At 34.9% G+C, this 20,128-nt stretch carries 19 protein-coding genes and 1 pseudogene; 4 read left to right on the top strand and 16 right to left on the bottom strand.

The window, feature by feature from the left end:
• A complete protein-coding gene (locus IP358_RS00905; RefSeq protein ID WP_006802151.1) occupies positions 1-1,260 on the top strand; it encodes a glycosyltransferase family 2 protein in 1,260 nt (419 codons plus the stop codon).
• Here the strand turns inward: IP358_RS00905 and IP358_RS00900 are convergent.
• Entirely contained in the window at positions 1,250-2,176 is a 927-nt protein-coding gene (locus IP358_RS00900) for a glycosyltransferase family 2 protein (protein WP_006802152.1), read from the bottom strand. The genes IP358_RS00905 and IP358_RS00900 overlap by 11 nt on opposite strands.
• Positions 2,177-2,180: 4 nt before the next feature.
• The gene (locus IP358_RS00895; protein WP_180322703.1) at positions 2,181-3,380 is read right to left on the bottom strand and encodes a glycosyltransferase family 4 protein; all 1,200 of its coding nucleotides are present in this window, start codon (positions 3,378-3,380) and stop codon (positions 2,181-2,183) included.
• A gap of 12 nt (positions 3,381-3,392) precedes the next feature.
• On the opposite strand from IP358_RS00895, the gene IP358_RS00890 reads away from it, so the two are divergent.
• Positions 3,393-4,694, top strand: coding sequence for a glycosyltransferase family 8 protein (locus IP358_RS00890; protein WP_006802154.1), 1,302 nt, complete (start codon positions 3,393-3,395; stop codon positions 4,692-4,694).
• Between the two features lie 72 nt (positions 4,695-4,766).
• On the opposite strand, the gene IP358_RS00885 is transcribed toward IP358_RS00890, so the two are convergent.
• From IP358_RS00885 to IP358_RS00870, 4 genes are all read right to left on the bottom strand, one after another.
• Positions 4,767-6,152: a methyltransferase domain-containing protein gene (locus IP358_RS00885; protein ID WP_370525619.1), complete on the bottom strand. Its 1,386-nt coding sequence runs from the start codon at positions 6,150-6,152 to the stop codon at positions 4,767-4,769.
• Positions 6,082-6,456, bottom strand: coding sequence for a hypothetical protein (locus tag IP358_RS00880; RefSeq protein ID WP_370523596.1), 375 nt, complete (start codon positions 6,454-6,456; stop codon positions 6,082-6,084). Before IP358_RS00880 ends, IP358_RS00885 begins: the two co-directional genes overlap by 71 nt.
• Before the next feature lie 130 nt (positions 6,457-6,586).
• Positions 6,587-7,651 carry a glycosyltransferase family 4 protein gene (locus IP358_RS00875; RefSeq protein ID WP_006802158.1) on the bottom strand — a complete coding sequence of 355 codons (1,065 nt, stop codon included), beginning with the start codon at positions 7,649-7,651 and terminating at the stop codon, positions 6,587-6,589.
• Positions 7,642-9,192: a glycosyltransferase family 2 protein gene (locus IP358_RS00870; protein ID WP_006802159.1), complete on the bottom strand. Its 1,551-nt coding sequence runs from the start codon at positions 9,190-9,192 to the stop codon at positions 7,642-7,644. The genes IP358_RS00875 and IP358_RS00870 overlap by 10 nt, the downstream gene beginning before the upstream one ends.
• A gap of 119 nt (positions 9,193-9,311) precedes the next feature.
• Here IP358_RS00870 and IP358_RS00860 point away from each other — a divergent pair.
• Positions 9,312-10,321 (top strand): annotated as a pseudogene (locus tag IP358_RS00860) (hypothetical protein).
• Here the strand turns inward: IP358_RS00860 and purN are convergent.
• The 4 genes from purN to flhA are packed head-to-tail and all read right to left on the bottom strand — an operon-like array spanning position 10,318 to position 14,544.
• The gene (gene purN / locus IP358_RS00855) at positions 10,318-10,974 is read right to left on the bottom strand and encodes a phosphoribosylglycinamide formyltransferase (protein WP_040498280.1); all 657 of its coding nucleotides are present in this window, start codon (positions 10,972-10,974) and stop codon (positions 10,318-10,320) included. The pseudogene IP358_RS00860 and the gene purN overlap by 4 nt on opposite strands.
• Positions 10,965-11,210 carry a hypothetical protein gene (locus tag IP358_RS00850; protein ID WP_040498282.1) on the bottom strand — a complete coding sequence of 82 codons (246 nt, stop codon included), beginning with the start codon at positions 11,208-11,210 and terminating at the stop codon, positions 10,965-10,967. The genes purN and IP358_RS00850 overlap by 10 nt, the downstream gene beginning before the upstream one ends.
• Positions 11,211-11,212: 2 nt before the next feature.
• On the bottom strand, positions 11,213-12,277 hold the full coding sequence (locus IP358_RS00845; RefSeq protein ID WP_006802163.1) for a DHH family phosphoesterase: 1,065 nt from the start codon (positions 12,275-12,277) through the stop codon (positions 11,213-11,215).
• Positions 12,278-12,288: 11 nt separating this feature from the next.
• Positions 12,289-14,544 carry a flagellar biosynthesis protein FlhA gene (flhA, locus tag IP358_RS00840; RefSeq protein WP_006802164.1) on the bottom strand — a complete coding sequence of 752 codons (2,256 nt, stop codon included), beginning with the start codon at positions 14,542-14,544 and terminating at the stop codon, positions 12,289-12,291.
• A 144-nt stretch (positions 14,545-14,688) separates the two neighbouring features.
• Here flhA and rpsO point away from each other — a divergent pair, with 144 nt between their 5' ends.
• Positions 14,689-14,964 (top strand): 30S ribosomal protein S15, encoded by a 276-nt coding sequence (gene rpsO, locus IP358_RS00835; protein WP_006802165.1) that lies wholly within the window; start codon positions 14,689-14,691, stop codon positions 14,962-14,964.
• Positions 14,965-15,035: 71 nt separating this feature from the next.
• On the opposite strand, the gene IP358_RS00830 is transcribed toward rpsO, so the two are convergent.
• The 6 genes from IP358_RS00830 to IP358_RS00805 all read right to left on the bottom strand — a co-directional run bounded on the left by IP358_RS00830 (position 15,036) and on the right by IP358_RS00805 (position 20,111).
• Entirely contained in the window at positions 15,036-15,422 is a 387-nt protein-coding gene (locus tag IP358_RS00830; RefSeq protein WP_232086774.1) for a hypothetical protein, read from the bottom strand.
• A 112-nt stretch (positions 15,423-15,534) separates the two neighbouring features.
• Positions 15,535-15,798, bottom strand: coding sequence for a 4Fe-4S cluster-binding domain-containing protein (locus tag IP358_RS00825; RefSeq protein WP_232086775.1), 264 nt, complete (start codon positions 15,796-15,798; stop codon positions 15,535-15,537).
• A gap of 52 nt (positions 15,799-15,850) precedes the next feature.
• Entirely contained in the window at positions 15,851-15,976 is a 126-nt protein-coding gene (locus IP358_RS00820) for a hypothetical protein (RefSeq protein ID WP_257534879.1), read from the bottom strand.
• A gap of 27 nt (positions 15,977-16,003) precedes the next feature.
• Positions 16,004-17,800 (bottom strand): ATP-dependent DNA helicase RecG, encoded by a 1,797-nt coding sequence (recG, locus tag IP358_RS00815; protein WP_006802167.1) that lies wholly within the window; start codon positions 17,798-17,800, stop codon positions 16,004-16,006.
• Complete coding sequence (locus IP358_RS00810; protein WP_040498284.1) at positions 17,800-19,104, bottom strand: M16 family metallopeptidase; 1,305 nt, start codon at positions 19,102-19,104, stop codon at positions 17,800-17,802. Before IP358_RS00810 ends, recG begins: the two co-directional genes overlap by 1 nt.
• Entirely contained in the window at positions 19,101-20,111 is a 1,011-nt protein-coding gene (locus IP358_RS00805; RefSeq protein WP_232086844.1) for a dehypoxanthine futalosine cyclase, read from the bottom strand. The genes IP358_RS00810 and IP358_RS00805 overlap by 4 nt, the downstream gene beginning before the upstream one ends.
• Positions 20,112-20,128: the final 17 nt, after the last annotated feature.

Genomic DNA, 20,128 nt, shown 5'->3' with positions numbered 1-20,128 from the left:
ATGGCAAATACATACAATCCTTGCATTTCAATCATTGTTCCTATTTACAATGTTGAGCCTTATTTAAAAAAATGCTTAAATTCTATTATCAACCAAACTTATAAAAATCTTGACATTATTTTAGTTGATGATGGTAGCACAGATGGCAGCCTAGAGATTGCCCTAAATTATGCGACAAAAGATGAGAGAATACTTGTAATCTCAAAGCCTAATGGCGGTTTAAGCAGTGCTAGAAATATGGGATTAGAACTTCTAAAAAACACTCCACTAAGGCAACTTTTAGAAAACTCTTTACAAAGCACTTCCCTTAAGTCCCTAACGCAAGCTTTTACAACCCACACAGATTTTCAAACAATCCCAACTCAAACGATTGAAAAACACTTTACAAGACATAATAATGGGGGAGCAAATTTTATCACCACAGATTTACAAAATATTCACTCCCTAATTCTTCAAGAGTTGCCAGATACGCTTGTGCAATTTGTAGATTCTGATGATTTTTTATCCCTAGATTATATTGAAAATAATCTCAATATTTTTACTAAAAACCCGGAAATCACAATCATAGGAAATGCCCCAATAGAATATATAGAATCTACACAACAAAACATTTACGATTCCAAATTTAACACTTTTAAACCTTTGCCCACCAATTCCTGTGACACCCTAATAAACACCTTTAAATCGCTCTTAAAGCACTATCCTATTTGGTTTGCTTGGTCAGGCACTTTTAATGCAAAAATGCTAAACCTCTACCATCTTCGCTTTTATCACGGAATCCTTTTTGAAGATACGGATTTTGGAAGCATTCTTTTTATGTTACAAGGCAAGTTTTACTATCACAATGCTCAAGGCTATCATTACAGAATCCGCCCTAACTCAATCACCACAGCAACAGACAATCCAACCCAAGAATATATCCCAAATCTCCCAACGACAAAAGAATACTTTAAAGCATATTGTAAAGCTAAAGTTGGAATCAATATTTACAAGGCTTCTAAAATACTTATAAATAATTTAGAAATACAAAAGAAAATATCTGCCAATTTACAAGATTATATTATTTATAATTACTTTGATTCTAGTTTTGTTACTAGAGATTTTGGCAATATTATTAATGAACTAAAAGAATTAAATATTTATAAAGAAATTCAAAAAAGGATTCCATATCTTTTTATCAAAGAGTGCTTTAGACACCCTATAAAAATTCCTTTAAAAATTATTAAATTTTATAATATTTATAAAAGATTTATATCATAAATTTAACTCTCATCTTTCTTCTAAAAATATAAAATCTACCTTTGATTTTATTAAAAATAATATCAAATATTGTTAATGATTTATTATATTTTTTTAATCTATATTTTATGATTCTATGTTCTTGTTTCATTTGTAACAAAAAATACTTCGCCAATCTTTTATCGCAATAATTATTTGCAATAAAATTTTCCATAATTTCTATAATATGAAAAAATCCATCGCTTTTATTCTTTAAATTTTCCAAAGATTCACAATTTGTGAGAGATTCTTCATTGTAGCAATATCCATATAAAACTTCAGAAATAAAAGCCAAGGTATCACACAAATTAAAAACAGCAAACATTACTAACGCATCTTCAGCAATCATCAATTTAACGCCATCAACCTCTAATCGCTCCACAGCCAAACAATACTTCTCCCTTTTGATTAACCTGCCCCAAAGATTCCACACGGGATATTTCAACCCATAATACCATTTACAAAAAGATCCCACATTTTCAAAATTTATCTCATCATACTCAATAAAAGGCGTCTTCTTTCCATTTTTCAAATAATATGCCCCAAAACTTACCAAATCATAATAACTTTCTTTAGAAGCGTTATAGGCAATTTCACATGCATTTAAATCCAAAAAATCATCAGAATCCAAAAAGCACAAATACTCTCCGCTAGCAATCTCTGCCCCAAGATTTCTACAAGCAAAAGGTTTGGAATTCTCTTTATTATAAACTATCTTTACCCTAGAATCCCTACTTGCATATTCCCTTGCTATTTCTATACTTCTATCATTTCCGCAATCATCCACAATAATAATTTCAATCTCTTTTAAAGTTTGATGAATACAAGACTCTAAACATTTTGCAATATATTTTTCAACATTATAAACAGGAATAATAATAGAAACTCTAGCTTGCATATTCTTATCCTATTTTGCCAAACAGCTCCGCCCATTGTCGCCTTACCACTTCCTTGCTAAACTTCTCACGCGCAATTCTTTGGGATTGCATACCCATATTTTTTCTTAAATTGCTATCCTGCATTAAGATTTTTAAATGCTTTGCATAATCCTCTAAATCATTATCTGTAATCAAAAATCCACTTTTTTGATGTTCTATTATATCTCTAGGACCTGTTTTAATATCAAAAGATACACAAGGAAGCCCATAAGAACTAGCCTCCAATAACACCATAGGCAAGCCTTCAAAATGGCTACTCATCGCATAAATACTAGCACTCAAATATTCTTTCTCCACTTCTTTTGTAAAAGGCTTAAGCTTTATAGAATCACTAAGCTTTAGCTCTTTAATTCTCGCTTCAATTTGTGGCTTTAACTCCCCCCCCCCCACAATATGAAGTTTCCACTCTTTAAAGGCGGAATCCCGCATTATAAGATTCCATATTTCCAAGAGACGCAAAAACCCTTTTTGGTTATCAAGGCTCATTCTCCCCACACTAAGCACAACTTTTTGTGTATAATCTGTTTGCGCGTTTGGAATATTAGGCAAAAAGTTAGGAATCACATAAAAATTGCTTGAAGGGTATTTTGCTTGAAATTGCTCTATCTCTTGAAAAGTCAATAAAGCAACATTTTTAAAACCCGCTAACTCTAAGCCGCATTGCAAATAAGCATCAAAAGAGCAATGCACCACTTTAACGCTATTTGGCATTTTTGCCAATGTTTTAACAAGTGCATTTGTCCATTCATTACAAAGAATAAAGTTGGGTTGATATTCATTGATAAACTTTTTAAAACTCCAAGCATTCTTACATTCTATTAATGCATTAACAGGTTGAACAAAAATGCGTAAAATTTCACGCAAAATTTTACCCATTTTATTTTTAGGCTTTTTAAGGTCAATAGTTGAAGTATGAGAGTGGAAAACAATATTAGGATACTCATAAGGTAAGCTCTGGGACTTACAAAATAGACTATATACGCAAACTTCATCGCCTTGCTCCAAAAACGCATTGGCAAGATTAGCAACAACTCTTTCTACTCCCCCAAAAATGCTTACATCATCAATAACTAATAAGATTTTCATCTTGCTCACTTTATAAACTAACTTGGCGCAAACTGCCTTTAAAATCATAATCCTATCATATTTTGCTATAATTTTCACAAAAGGATTCCAATGTTTCATATTATTTTAAGTGCTGATGAAAACTATATCAAATATGCTTCTGTATTAATCACAAGTGTTATTTATAACACAAATCCCAAACTCACCTTTAAAGATTTCTGTCAAAAAGAAGGCTTTAAAGCCCTCAAAAATAGCTATTTTAGCGCATATCAAAACATTGATTTTAGTAAGCTTTCCAAACAAGAAGCCCAAGAGGGATATATTTTTCATATCCTAAGCGATTCCATCTCTAGCACCACTCAAAACCAACTCACAGAACTCCAAAACACCCTTAATACAATCTATCCTTGCGAGATTCTAACGCATATTATTAACGACAAAGAGTTTGAAAACTTCCCAATCTCAGGTGCTGCTCACAGCAATCATCTCCCCTATTACCGCCTAAAATTAGATTCCTACCTTGATGATTCCATTACAAAATGCCTTTATTTAGACTCCGATATGCTCTGCCTTTGTGATTTAAGAGAGCTTTTTGCTATAGATTTAAAAGACTTTGTTGTAGCGGCTATCAATGATCCGGGCACCAAAAAGCGCAAAATCAAATACAAAGAAAATGGCAAAAAAATGATTTTAAACTTCAATGATAATTATTTTAACTCCGGATTTTTGCTAATCAACACACAAAACTACAAACAACACAAAATCCAAGAAAAATGCGAAAACCTTGCCAAAAAATGCTATTACATAAAAGCTGCCGATCAAGATTTGCTAAATGCTACCATTCCTAAAGAAAAGCTTTTAAAGCTCCCCATTGCCTATAATTTTTCTTCTATTAGCTTTTGTATTGCGATTTGTAAAGATGAGCAAAAGCACCGCCTAAACTGCACTAGGGCGGAATTTATGGAAAGCTATAAGAATCCAAAGATTATCCACTATGGCGAAAAGCCGTGGAAATTCCTACAAAGCTATGTAAATAGCAAGGGGGAAAATATCAATGATCTTTGGTGGCATTATGCTAAAATCACTCCAAGCTTTAGCACGCAATTATTAGAATCCAAAGCTTCTATTAAAGAGTATTTACACTTCGCATCTTTAGGCTTTGAAGTCTTTAAGCTCTCCACAAAACTAACAGGTTATTTTGCCCTGCACTCTCTCATTCACACACCACAAAATGATACAAATCTAACAAAAGAGATTCCACAAGATCTCTTCGGGCTATGCTGTATTTTAGGGGAAACAATCCTTTTTGCTAGAAAGCATAAAAAGGGAGCATTAAGCGTGTTTTTAAAGGCGCTTAAAATCAAAAAAAACTTTGAGAAATTTAGCACACAAAAATTTAATCAAATGCTTTAAAAAACTTCATTCCGTGTTTATTAAATGTTTATTTACCCAATAAAATAAAATTTCTTGTTTGAGATAAAACAACTATCTTCCCATCTTTTCTTTTTTACAAAACAAAAAATAACCCGTAGGATTATTTCTTCTATGGGTTTTGTAATCATTTAAATAATAATCATTAAGAAAAAATAAATTGAAAAGACTTTTCTGATCCAAACGATTTACCCAAATAGAATTCTGTAAGCTGATGCCATCAAAATTATAACTACATAAAATATGATTGGGAGATAAAGCGCAAATCTTATTGACCAAACCCTGCAAATCTACAATATATTCAAACAATCCAGCACAGACAATTAAATCAAAACCTTGTTTAGAAAAATTTGGAAATTCACCCTTATTGAAATCACAAAGAATATTATCTTCTTTGTGTGGATATAAATCAACCCCACAATATATAGGAGCTAGTCCATTTTCGCGTAAAACATCTTTAAAATATTGTATCCCGCATCCTAAATCTAGAACAGATCTTAAATTTTTCTTTTCTTCTTGAGATAGCAAATCTAATAATATCTGTGATCTTTGCTTAAACTCTACATCATAATTAAAGCTACTTTTCCAAGTATTTATACTTGTTTCTCTAAATGCCCCCCCCCCCGCACTCTCATCAACAAAAGACATAGAATCACTAGTTTTAGAAACTTTAAAATTTGCTATTCTTTCTCTAATTGCACAAAGATTTTCTTCATCAATTTTTTCTCCCATTTCCTTTTGCGTGCTAAACTTTAAGTTCTCTAGCATATCTTTCTTCAAAGATTCTATATCTAAACTTGTAGGAGAAAAATTGACACAGCCAGCCTTTAAATCTTCAAATGTCCAAATAGGTAAAATCCCTTTAACAGCAGAAAAACGATCAAGGCTTTCTTTATCTTTTGCAATCAAAACCACAGGAATCCCCATAGCTAAACATGGTGCCGCACAATGCAATGCACAAGTAATTACTAGTTTAGCTTGAGTTTTATAAACCTCTAACAAACTTTCACTTTGCGTATAAATATTTTTCCAATCTAAAGAGTTCTCACATTTTATGTTTTGCTGTTCTACCTTCTGCGCATCTTCTCTTAAATGTTTTGGCAAGTATGGCAACATTTCTTTAGGAACACCCACCAAATAAATCGTATTTCCCACAATACTTTGATTTCGCCTAGGCAATGTTAAAGTAAGGCAACGCGATAAATAAGCCTTTAACCCTAAACTCTTACAAAACTCCAAAGTTGAAAGATCTCTGCAACCTATTGTCTTGTTTTCAAAAAACCAAGGATAATAAGCATTAAAATATCCTAAAAATTTATAAATCTCTTGACTAAAATGCGTTCCAACAAAAATTGGCAAAGTTTCATTATTAGGAATAAAATGCGTTGAATGCGCAAACCAACCTTGCATAACAACAGGAGTAATTACCCCCCCCCCCACTATAGCTTAATAAGGAATCTCTATCGTGAAATTTGTAAGAACATTCTAAAAAGAGAGAATCCAAAGCTTTTTTTGTTGCTATTGTTTGAATGTAATCCCCTAAATTTGAAACACCAAAAACTGGCAAGTGTTTCTCATAAGAAAAAAGCAAGAAAGAGTGTTTCTGTATTGGTAGTTTTTCTTTTTTTTGTAGAATAAAATCTCTAAAAGATAGGACAGAATCTTCATTATATTTTAAATCTAATTTTGCTTTAAGTAAATCTAACTCATTTTTGACAATCTTCTTTATTTTTCTAAAAATCATTAAACCATCTCCGATCTGCTTTTTGCTGAATTTTAATTAAACAAAACTAAGTTTACAATAAATTCCATAACAAACCCCAAGATCCCATCTATCAAAATATCCACACTCTTTTCATAGCTCTACACACTATTTAAATCTTTAAAAAACCCAAAAACTTCTCCCACTCTTGTATTACCACTTCTTTAGAAAACTTCTTTTGCACCCTTTGCTTTGCACTCTCTCCCATTTTCCCCCTTAAACTCTCACTCTCCATTAATTGCGCCAATTGCCTTGCGTATTCTTGCAAATCCCCATCAGCAATTAAAAATCCGCTTTTTTGATTCTCTATAATATCGCTAGGTCCGCTGCTAATATCAAACGCCACACAAGGCAATCCATAAGAGCTTGCTTCTAGTAACACCATAGGAAGCCCCTCTACATAACTTGTCATCGCATATACGCTAGAGCTTAGATATTTCTCACTAATTTTATCTGTAAAATCCTCTAAAATCACAGAATCCCAAAGATCAAATTCCCTAATCTTTTCTACAATCTCATCTCTACTCTCCCCCTGCCCCACGATACACAACTTCCAATCTTTTTGTGCAATAAGATTCCATATTTCTACAAGGCGTTTAAAGCCTTTTTCATCATTGTCCGTCATTCTCCCCACACTAAGCACAACTTTTTGCGCATAATCTGTGTTTTCCCTTGGAATATTTGGCAAAAAATTTGGAATCGTTAGCACATTTTTATGCTTCCCCTGCCAAAACTCAAGCTCTCTAGAAGATACAAGCACAAGTGTGTCAAAAAAATTATATCGCCTTAAATATCTCCCTTTAGAAATAGTATGTATAATCTTTACATAATGCGTATTTTTGCGCTTAAACAGGGGAAAATGTGGAGAGTTATTAAAAAGAATAAAATCCTTATCCCTATAATTCTTATTTAACCAATAGCTCTCATAAATCTTGTAAAACAGCCTATACACAAGGCTTTTGCGCTTGTTATCCATTGAAGTTGTGTTTAAATATCTAAGCCTTACTTTGGAATCTAGCGCGTAAGATTCCTTGCTACCACCTTTATAAAAACTTAAAATCTCAACATCATATCCATACTCCACAAAGGCATTGGCAAGATTTACAACAACCCGTTCCGCCCCACCTTTTATGGTAATATCGCCAATGGTTAAGAGAATCTTTTTAATTACTCCCATTGCGTTTTTTGCTCCTTGATAGTTTGAATATAAATTTTGTGATTAGATTCCAACATTGCACGATTATTCTCTAAATGATATAAATGATAAGCAATTCCTGCAAACTTCAATCGCCTAAGCTCCCCCCCATTAAACAAAAACCTTGCGACAAACTCCGAATCCTCTCTCCCCCAGCCAATAAATCTCTCATTAAATCCGCCAATATCCAAGCAATCCTGCCTATAAAAACTCATATTACAGCCCCTAATTCCTTTAATAAAATCACGCGTTTTAAAAAAATCCTTTGAGATTGCCGAATTTGCATACACCAAATAAGAAAGCAACCAACAACGCCTAGATTTGAAACTTTTATGCCCATAAACCTTATAAATCCCCCCCCCCTGCTCTAATATATCTTTTGTCTGCAAAGAATCCAAAATCACCCTTGAACCTTGTAAAAATCTCTTAGGTTTGGCAAAACGCAAATGATCTTTAATAAAATGCGATTCTAGCACCATATCGCCATCAACGATAATAATATACTCTCCACTTGCTGCTAAAATCGCTTTGTTTCTTATAGCACTTAGCCTAAACCCCTTGTCTTCTTGCCAAATATGCTTTAATATACAAGGAAAATCCACCCTATAAGATTCTATCAACTCTTTTGTGTCCTCCTTGCTACCATCATCTGCCACAAGCACTTCATTAGGCAATATTTCAAGCTCTTTAATGGAATCCAAAACTAACCCCAAACGCTCTTTTTGGTTGTAAGTTGTGATAATTAAACTAACACTTTTTGGGATTCCATTTTGCAATTCATAAAGTTTTGCGTATTTAAAAAACGCTCCAAGCCCATTACAAACACTAATTATAAAGCCTTTATAACCATATAGGAATCCTTTTTTAAAAAAATAATCCCGCATAAACTTAAAGCCCCCGTGCAAAATCGCCTTAAACATTGAACTTTTTTTATGGAGATTTTGCTTTGCCCACAACATAGAGTAGTGTTGCATTTTTGTAAGCAAAGTTTCCATATCATAATAAGCATAATGCAAAAGACCATTTTTTAAACGCGTAATTTGCGTGTCTTTTTTAATCTCTAAACTTTCATGCACCAAATTTGTGTTAAATTGTGTGTGTGTTTTATTAAAAATCCTATTAACAAAATCCGGATACCAACCACAAGCCTTAATCCACTCTCCACGATACAGATTTTTTCTAGGCATTGCTAGGATTAAATTTTCGCTCCATTGCAAGCCCCCAAGCTCTTTTAATACTGCCCTATCAAGCACCTCATCAGCATCAATACTAAACACCCAAGCATTGCTAGCCTTGTTTAATGCTAGATTTTTTAACGCTCCAAACCCAATAAACTCACTCTCAAAGACTTTAAGATTTCCATAAGTTTTATTAAATTCTTGTGCGATTTGCAGTGTGTTATCTGTGCTTTTATTATCCAGTAGGATAATCTCATCAAAACACCTTAAGGATTCCAAACATTCCTCTAAAGTGGATTCCGCATTTTTGACAATCATACAAACACTAATTTTAGGGAGTCGCACCTTCAACCCAGTCATTCCCATTGATACTCCTGCTTTAGGACTTTTTAAGCCCAAGTGATACTATACTATACTATAATAATCTATATTTTTATTCTACCACATCTCATAAAGGGCTTCAAATGTTTGAATTTTATTTTAGAAAAATCCTAGCAGAATTTCTTAGTGCTTTCATTTTTGACAGAGAAAAAAAGAGAGCATTGCGCAAAAAAATTTGCGACAACCACATTTTTATCCCTAGAGACAGACTTGATTCTCATATACCCGCCAATGTCCTAGAAAAAATTAATGCAATAGAAAATCAACATTTTATTACAATCAACAAAAATATCTCTGAAAATCCCCCCCCCCCCACAAAGGCTATTTTGATTTTGATAAAAACTCAAAAAATCCTAAATCACGCTTAAATCCTTGGGCTTACATCCGAGTAAAAAATGAAGCAAGCACTTTACAATTTAGCCTTGAATCTCTCCTGCCAGCCATTCAAAGGGGAGTTATTGGATACAATGATTGCACCGATGGAAGCGAGGAGATTATCTTAGATTTCTGCAAAAAATACCCTTCTTTTATACCAGTAAAATATCCTTATGAAGTGCAGATAACAAACCCAGAAAATGAACACAACAAACTCTATAAATACTACAAATATGTCTTTAGTTTTATACCCAAAGGGGAGTGGTTTATTAAAATTGATGTTGATCATATTTATGATGCAAAAAAACTTTATAAGCAATTCTATCTCCCAAAAAAGGCTTATGATGTCTTGCATCTCTCTAGGATAGATTTTCATATTTACAAAGATGAAATTTTTGTAAATAGATTGCATGAAGCTTGCGATCAATCTTTAGCAAGAAATCGCTTTATCTCTTGGCTTCCTTGGATAGTAGAAACAGGTGGTGAAATTAAATACTACGAAAGAGTGGCGGGAGGCAAAAACACAAACTATTATCGTTCAGAACTCTGCCATTACCATTTTCCTTATATTAAGCAGTCAAGAAAACAAATTACCCCGCCAAAAGATTTTATCCCGCTTAGTGAATTTAAAAAGACTGGTTTTGATACACAAAAAATTGATCCAAAAATGCTAGATGAAGCCCATATCTTAAAACTCTATCACAATTTTAATCTCTAAAGTGCCTCTAACACCGCTAAAGGATAGAGATAATGCTCTAGTTTATGAATCCTAGCTTCATAGGACTCCAAACTCTCCCCTTGCTTCTTTACAAGCACGCCTTGTGCGATTATCTCCCCACCATCTAGTTCATCGCTAACATAATGCACGCTAACACCTCCTAGCTGCATTGGACTTTGATAGGATTCCGTAATTCCGTGTGCGCCTTTAAAAAGTGGCAAAAGTGAGGGGTGAATATTAACCGCTTTAATAGAACTTGTAAAAATGGGAGTTAAAATCCGCATAAAGCCAGCTAGCACACATAAATCTAACTCTAAAGGCTTTAAAATCCCAACAAGCTCTCTATCAAACTCCGCTCTATCTTTAAACGCCACACTTTCTAAAACCTGTGTTTTAATCCCAAGATTTTTAGCACGCACTAAGCCATAAGCATCTTTTTTATTACTTAGTGCTAGCACGACTTCTATCTTAAATGCGCCCTTACACTCTTCACATTCCATAAACGCATTTGAGATTCCACCTATTAAAAATTCTTGCGCTTCTAAAACCTGTAAATCTCTAGCGCAAAAATACTTGTTGTGCAAGGCTCTAATCAATGCTTCTAAATTACTCCCATTCCCACTAAATAAAATCGCAATACGCTTTACTTGCACACCTTATCCTTGTTAAATAACGCTGGATGCGTGGCTTTTAGATTCTCAATATTTTGTAAAATCTCTTTAACGCCATACTCTATGCTCTCATCATCAAGGTTATCAATATATGCATCTAATGCATCTTGAATATTCTCTTCCTTTGCACCACTTAAAAGCAACGCCACACAAAGCATATCACTAAGCTGAATGGATAACTCTTCAATCTCTTCTTCTAATTCTTTAATCTTTTCCATTACTACTCCAAAGTTTCTAAAATATTCTGCACACATTCTTTAATGTCTGCATACACAAAGCTTTCTTTAAAGCCTTCAATCTTGCCACCACTTGCATTAGGGTGTCCGCCACCATTAAAACATTTCTTTGCTAGCAAACTCACATCACACGCGTTATTTGCACGCAAGCTCACATTCCCCCTAGCGCTTACATCTATAAAAAAATCAAATTGTGGATTATTCTTTAAAAACAAATTTGCCAACACTGAAATATTCCCAATGCTATAACTCAAAAACCCCCAATATCCTCCCCAATACACGCTACAAGATTCCGCCTTTTGTGCTAAAAGCTCGCATTGATACCTTGAAGCTAAATTATCTAGCGTATCACTTAGCAAACTTCCTTTCAAAAAGCATTTTTTCATCTCTAAAATCGCATTATCTAGCAAAATATGCCCATTATCTTGTGAGAGAAACCTTGCTGACTCACTAAGTAAAGCAAGCTTATAAGTCCTATCTTCATCATCAAACATAAAACGATTTAACTCTTTTGCTTCCACAATTAAGCGCATTGCCACCTTGCCAAACTCAAAGGCAAACCCATTTTCAAGCCATAAATCAATACTATTAATCATCGCCACCATAGATTCTAACCACGCCCTTGTAGAATCACTTAGTCCATAACGCATTAAAAGTGTATCATATACAATTTTTGTCGCACAACGTTTAGTATCTAGCACATACCAAGCATATTTTTGTGCGCATTCTTGTCCGCTTTTATGATGATCTAATAGCTCAAAAGTTACGCTAAAACCACTAAGATTAAGCTCCAGCACAACCTGTGTTAATCGCTCACACTCTTCAAGCGTTAAATTTAAATCACTCACTAAAATATGCGCTTTACTTCCAATGCTTTGGGCTTTAATACTCTTATAAATCTGTTCTAAACGCGCTGCCACTTCCTTGCCATAATTTGCATTATAAAAATGCAAATTACATTCTTTAAAAGCTTGCCTATAAAACTCCCTACTAACCATTTGACAACCATAGCCATCTAAATCAATATGGGATAAATGATACACTTCCATATTTCACACCTTTACACTGGAAAATCTACTGCACCCAAGACTTCATATTTTGTTTGATAATCAATCTCTGCCACGCTTAAAGCAATCATATTTCGCCCAAAACCATACTGCTCCATAAAGGTTGCTAAAGGTTTTCTTAGCACCATTGGAATCCCGCCAATAATCGTAGGCACTGCCCCAAGAGATGCTCCCTTTTGCTGAGCAATATTAATCGCATCTAGCAAACTTTGCGACTCTGTAGGGCTTAAACGCAAGCGTTGCCCCATTTTTTGCCCATCTGGTAATCGCTCAAGCAAAAATTGCTCAAGCGTTGGCGAAAGAATAAAATAGCGCAAAGTCCCATCATCACTTTGAAAATTATGTGTTATTAGACGCTTCAAACACGCTCTTACATATTCTGTTAGTGTTGGTAAATCTCCCTTATATGCGGGATAGCCATCAGCAATTGCTTCTGCAATGCTTAACATATCCTTAATAGGAATCTGCTCGTGTAACAACTCTTTTAAGATGTGCTGGATTGTCCCTACGCCTACGCCTTTAATCTCTTCAGCTAACACAGGATAATCTTGCCCAAGCTTTCCTAATAAATTATGCACTTCTTGGCGTGTTAAAAGCTCTTCAGCGTGGCGTTTGATAAGCTCTTGGATATGCGTGCTAATCACAGTTGCGCCATCAATAATTGTATAGCCCTCAATAATTGCATCTTCTTTCTTATCTTCACCAATCCAATAAGCATCTAGCCCAAATACTGGCTCTTTGGTTGGCACTCCATCTTGCAATTCTCCTGCAAAACCGCTTGAAGCAATTGCTAGATACTTATCTACCATAATCTTGCCATGTCCAATCTCAATTTCTTTTAGCAAGATTTGATACTCATCAGGAGGCAAGTTTAAATCATCTCTTAAATGCACCATAGGCACCAAGATTCCATATTCTGTTGCCATTGCTTTACGGATTTGACGGATTTTATTAACAAGCTCCCCACCTTGTGCAGGATCTGCAAATTTAATGAGCTGATACCCAAGCCCTACACGCAAAATCTTAACTTTTAGAGCATTATCAATCTCTGCCTCATCACGCTTTCTACGCTCTTCTTCACTTTCTTTTGGAGGCTGTTGGGTAGCTCTTGCAGCCGCTTCTTGCGCCGCCTTGCGTTGTGGTAGATTTTCTATATCAACTCCACCTTCAAGCTTTGTTTTATTTTCTTTTTTGATTTTTTTCAAAAGTGATTCCACATATTGCCAAACCTCTCCGTCTTTTTGCTTGCTTAAAAGCAAAGAAAGTCCCAAAAATAGCAAGCCTACAAAACCTAAAGAAAGCGTTGGCAAACCCGGAACCATAGCAAAAAGAATCAAAATACAACCCACAATTAACAACGTTTTTGACTCATTAATTAATTGATCAATAATCCCAGAAGCGAAATTATCCCCTTCTTTGCTAAAGCGTGTTACAATAATACCTGTTGCAGTAGAAACAATTAATGCAGGAAGTTGTGAAACAAGCCCATCGCCAATAGTTAGAATCGTAAAAGTTGATGCCGCATCACTTAAAGTCATATCGCGTTGAAACACGCCAATTAAAAATCCTCCAATAATATTAATAAGCGTAATAATAATCCCAGCAATCGCATCGCCTTTAACAAACTTATTAGCTCCGTCCATTGAACCATAAAAATCTGCTTCAGCAGCTAGTGCATCACGCCTAGCCTTTGCTTCATCTTGTCCAATAACCCCCGAGTTTAAATCCGCATCAATTGCCATTTGCTTACCCGGCATTGCATCAAGGGTAAATCTCGCTTTAACTTCTGAAACCCTTGTAGAACCATTTGTTACAACCATAAAGTTAATAATAACCAAAATAACAAACAAAATGATTCCAATTACATAGTTGCCTCCCACAACAAATTGTCCAAATGCTGTGATAATATCACTAACCGCTTCAGGTCCTAAATGCCCATTGCTTAAAATCATTCTTGTTGTGGCAATATTTAAAGAAAGTCTAAAAAGCGTAATAATTAGCAAAAGCGTAGGAAAAGCCGAAAAATCTGTGGGCTTTTTCACATACAAAGCAATTAAAATAATAAGTGCAGAAAGTGCGATAGAAATTGCAAGAAAAAAATCCAACAACGCGCTAGGAAGGGGAACAATAATAATCGCTAAAATTGCAATAATAAAAAAGACAACCGTTAAATCTTTTGAACCTGTTAAAAAGCTTAAAAAAGGTGTAATTTTACTAAGAAGCGAAGGTTTTTTTTCTGCTATTGCCAAATCTACTCCAAACGCGCAAGAATTAATCCGTAATTCTAGTAGTTTTTGCCTAATAAAATCAAGCAATTTGCAAAATTTTAGCAGATTTTTACTTTTTTATGCTAGAATTTCCACTTTTAATTTTATACCAATCAGGAGGTCAAAATGGCTCAAGATTCGGCGAAAAAAAGAGAAATTGTTTCTGCTTTTGCTAGAAATCCTAAAGACACAGGTTCCACAGAAGTTCAAGTTGCGCTACTTAGCGATAGAATTAAATCTCTAACAGAGCATTTAAAAATTAACAAAAAAGATCATTCAAGCCGCTTAGGTTTAAGAAAACTCGTTTCCCAAAGAAAAGGATTACTTTCTTACCTAAGACGCACAGACTTCAAACGCTATGCAGGTTTAATTGAAAAGCTAGGCTTAAAAGATAGGGGTTAGTCCCTAATCTTGCCCAACTGCTAGAGCATTATCTGTCTGGATTGTTGCTGGGTTTTCCCTTTAGGCTTAGACTAGTCTTGACAATAATCACAGGCTTTAAAGAAATCTTGTGCATAGAAAGCTAAAATTCTATCTCTTAAATTCCCATTTTCTAAAGCAATATAATCTCCGCTAAACTCATCTATCCCTTTAAGCTTAGACAAAGAGCTTGCAACAGGACACACAAAAATAGCTCTCCCCCCAGCAGAAGCTTTACTCTCATTTGTTCTTACATTTTCTCTTGTATCGCCACTCATTAAACTCACGCAAGACATTCCACAAGCGTGAAAATTTGCGACGATCTCCTCTTTTGTGCGATTTCTTTTATAAACCTTTTCTACCTTATACCAAATACCCCCTGTCAAAAAGGAATAGGGAATTTTATAAGCTTTGAGTGTTTTAATGCTCTCTTGCTTCAATGGGATCTTCAAATTTGGAGCAGCAGAATAGTCAGAAATGCTAACTTTACGGAACTTTTTAGCCTTTTTGATTGCCTGCAGTAAATCCTCTTAAAATCAATGGTAGCATTTGTTAATATATCAAAGGATCGCACTTTTTCCTTTGCTCTAGTTCGGCTACTAATTGTGGTAAATCCTTAAACATCAAAGGCTCTCCGCCGATAATGCGCAAGCGTTGGATACTCCCAACATTCTCTAACAAACAATCCAAACTCTCTAAAATCCCATCTAGCGTGCAAGTGTATTGATTTTTAGACGAAAAATACTGCATTAAGTTATTACAAGATTCACAGCGCAAAGTGCATTTTGCAGTTAAAACAAGCTCTAGGTAAGGCATATCCACTTTGCCTTGTGCACTTTTTTTGAAAATAAGATTTTAGAAAATTTTTTTAAATCCAGCTTATCGGCTCTCTCCACACTCTAGCAACTCCACGATTCCCTCGTAAAATAATTGACATACCTGAAATATTAGGCTCTATATAACAACGCATAAAAACAGGGTTTTCTAAATACATTAATATTTCCTTGTGTTTTCTTAAAAATTATAGCATTAATAACGCTTCTTTTGCCATTTTTATGATCTTTTCATCTTCACTTAAATCTATCCAGTTAAATTGTTTTCCGCTTTGATGGATTCCACTTAGTAAATCTCCGCTGTTGCGATACTCTAAATCCAGTTGCGCGATTTCAAAACCATTTTGTGTTTTTGCAAATTTTTCTAACCGCTCTGTAGTTTTTTGTTTAGTATATAAAAAGCAATACCCTTTTAAGCCATTGCGACTGACTCTTCCGCGTAATTGATGAAGTGTTGCAAGCCCCAATCTTTCTGCTCCCACAATCACAATCGTGCTTAATTTGGGCAATGAGATTCCAACTTCAATCACTGTTGTAGCAAGTAAAATGCTACCCTTTTCCCTAAATTCCTCTAATACACTTTCTTTATATTTGTCCTTGCCGTGTGTGCTATATACTGCTTTAAAATGCCTATTCCAAAACTCCTCTCCATCTTTTAATGCCGTGTAATTTAGCATTTGACTTTCTTCCACAAAAGGATAAACAATAATGATTTGATTTTCTTTTTGAATTTCTTTTTGAATATGTTCCAGCAACCCTTTAAAATCTTCTTCGTGAATAATTTGTGTTGTAATATCTTTCTTAAAAGGAATGTCTTTAATAAAGCTAAAATCTACAAAATTTGATGCAATCATTGCTTGTGTGCGCGGAATGGGAGTTGCTGAAAATTGCAAAATATGCGCCTTTTGCGATTCTGTGTTAAACATTTTCTCTAGTGCGCTTCTTTGAGCTGTCCCAAAGCGATGCTGTTCATCAATCATCACTAAAGCTCTATTGCTTAAATCTTGATACAATAAAGCGTGCGTGCCAATTAAAAAATCACAATCTTGCACATTAATTTTGTTGCGTTGCGTGAGTAATCCCACTTTGAGTGTCTTTGGCAAAAACTTCTGAGCTTCATTGAAAAGTTGTTTTGCAAGCACAGAAGTTGGGGCCATTAACACACTTTTGCTAGGATATGCAATAAGGACAGAGGCTAAAATTACCATTGTTTTACCACAACCCACATCTCCTACAATCACACGCCTTGCAGCAAACTCCCCCTTTAAAGAATTTTGTATATCTTTGATTGCTTCTTTCTGCCCTTTTGTAAGCACAAAAGGCAAAGAATTTATCCAATGTTCAATCTCACCATTTAATTGTCTTAAAGCCTTAAAATAGAGTTTTTTCTCCCTTAAAAGGCGCATATATTCATAGATTTCCATAAATTTTATTGCCTCTAAATACTGACCAAAATAACCACTACTTGCATTAAAATCTTTTAAAAAATAAAAGTCTGGATGATAAATTTTATAAAGAGATTCCAATATAAAAGGCGAAATATTAGGATAAAATTCCCTTAAAGGCTCTAGCGCAACAGATTCTGCAAACTCTCTAAGAGAGCGTTCCCTGCCACCTACTGCACCAAAATTTAGCACGATAGAATTTACTGCTTTTAAAACTTTTGGTTGGATAAGCGAAAAAGCGATTCCATATTTTTGGACTTTTCCACTAACAATAAGTTTGCTTGCAGGCTTAAATTGACTTTTATGATAGGGTTTTGCGTGAAAAATAATTAACTCTAATTCACATTCAAACTTTGGAGCATAACACAGCACGCGTGCTGGATTTGTCATTTTAAAATTTAAAATTTCAACTTCTAACACTACATTTTGGGCTACTTCTAAACTTTCGCTTAAAAAGGTGTTTGTATAGCCCTTTGGCAAGACTTGTAACATCGCCCCAAAAGGCGTCTTGCTATACTTCTGCCAAAACTCCAACGCCATTATTCTTCTATATCAGCACTCACCACAGCAAAGGTTAGATTTTGTATCTCTGTATGTGCCTTGATATAGGCATTCACATCACTAAGTTTGAGTGCGGAAATTTCTTTTAAAACCTGCGCATTAAAATCCAATGGAAGCCCATCGTAATAATTTGTATATGCTACGCTTAAGCGTTGAGATAGCGTTTCATTGCGCAAAGGCTCACTTCCTAACAAATAGCGTTTTGCTTCGTCTAATTCTGCCTGTGTGATTCCATTTTTTACAAACTCACTCACAACTTCAGAGACAATTTTTTGTGCTTCTTTTTCATTTTTTAAACTTGTTTGCAAATATCCCAATGCGTATGCCTGTCTATTTGTTGCGCTAAGACGCATCACAGCAGAGTAGGCAAGACCCCTTTTCACACGCACTTCCTCCATCATACGACTACCAAAGCCACTTCCGCCAAGCACAAAAGAAGCCACTTTAATATAAGCCAACTCTTTTTGTAAGTTTTCAACTCTTAAAGGCGCGCCAAAATAAATATAGGCTTGCTGTGTTTCTTTTAATACGCGTTTATAGGCTTTAGAATGACTTGCTTCTCTTTTTGTAATTTCTTGCTTTTTACCTTTTGGAAGACTGCTTAATGCCCCTTCTAATTCCTTAGCAAGAGCGCTAAAATCTACATCACCACCCACAACTAAGATTAAGGATTCCAAATTCACATAATTTTTATAAAACTTCTCCACATCATTTAGTGTAATCTTTGCAATAGACTCTTGCGTTCCGCTTAAAGGATACTCTAGCACACTTCCTTTAAAAAGTAGCGATTGTAATAGGCGGTGCGCTTGATAATCATAGTCATTTTCTTTTTCTAAAATTGTAATTAAAGAGTTTTCTTTAACCTTATCTAGCGTTGATTGTGTGAAATTAGGATCTTTTAGCAAATCTTTTAAAAAAAGGATTCCATCTTTTTGCGCACTTTGCATTCCACTAAGCGTAAAACTTAGCGTCTCTAAGCCACTTCCAACACTTAAAGAAAGTGCTTTTTCTTCTAACTTTTGTGCAAACTTTGTTGCTCCAAGCTTTTTTGTACCTTCGTTTAAAATGGAGCTTGTAACATCGGCTAATCCTAGATTTCTGCCATTACTAACGCCCCCGGCACCCTTAAAAACAAGCTGCACATAAAAAAGCGGCAATTGTGTATTTTGCTCAAAAACCACAGGAATCTCCACGCCATTAATCTGCAAACTTTTCATCTCAACTGCCATCAAAACCCCTTTCATCACAAACAAACTAAAAAACAATACAAAGATCTTTTTCAAAATCGCTCCAAAATATTATAAGCTGTGTCTCTCTTTGCCGGAAACTCCCCTACATCACGGATTAAACTAATCATTTCTTGCTGGTTCATAGAGTTTCTAGCCCCAGCAGCTGCCACAACATTTTCTTCCATCATTGTGCTACCTAAATCATTTGCTCCAAACAATAGAGCAAGTTGCCCAATATAAGAGCCTTGTGTAACCCAACTGCTTTGAATATTTTGAAAATTATCTAAAAAGATTCTACTGCAAGCAAGCAGGCGTAAATAGCGATTTGAAGAAGCTTTATGCAAAGTTGGAATCTCTTTTTGCAAAGGCGTAAATGCCGGCTGAAAACTCCATAAAATAAATGCTCTAAAACCATTTGTTGCATCTTGAAGATTACGGATCCTCTCCCAATGTTCTACAATATCTTCATCGCTCTCCACGCTTCCAAACATCATTGTCGCTGTGCTTTTGATTCCAAGCTTATGTGCTTCTTTATGCACTTCAATCCATTCATCAGAATCTAACTTTTTGGGGGCTATCACATCACGCACCCTATCACTTAAAATCTCCGCTCCAGCTCCTGGGATTGAAGCAAGCCCGCATTTTTGAAGCCTTTGCAACACTTCAGAAATAGAGATTTTAGAAATTTTTGCAATATAATTAATCTCAATTGCGGAAAATCCGTGGATTGTAATTTGTGGGTATTTTTTAGTAATGTGGCGCACTAAATCTTCATACCATTCTATTTTTAAGCTTGGATGCACACCTCCTTGAAAGAGAATTTGTGTGCCGCCAATAGCTAAAAGCTCTTCTATTTTCTTATCAATCTCATCAAAACTTAAAATATAAGTGCCTTCTTCATTAATTCGTCGCTTGAATGCACAAAATTTACAATCCACCCAACAAATATTTGTGTAATTAATATTTCTATCTACAACAAAAGTGGTTAAATTATCGGGATGTAATTTACGCTTAATTTCTAAAGCCTTTTTGCCAAGTTCTTTTAAGGAAGCATTTTGCATTAAGCGCAGAATCTCAT

Origin of the sequence: Helicobacter winghamensis ATCC BAA-430 (assembly GCF_028751035.1) — a bacterium.
GTDB classification, from domain to species: domain Bacteria; phylum Campylobacterota; class Campylobacteria; order Campylobacterales; family Helicobacteraceae; genus Helicobacter_D; species Helicobacter_D winghamensis.
The sequence above is the reverse complement of the archived record's forward strand: the minus strand, read 5'-3'. Positions and strand labels throughout refer to the sequence as shown.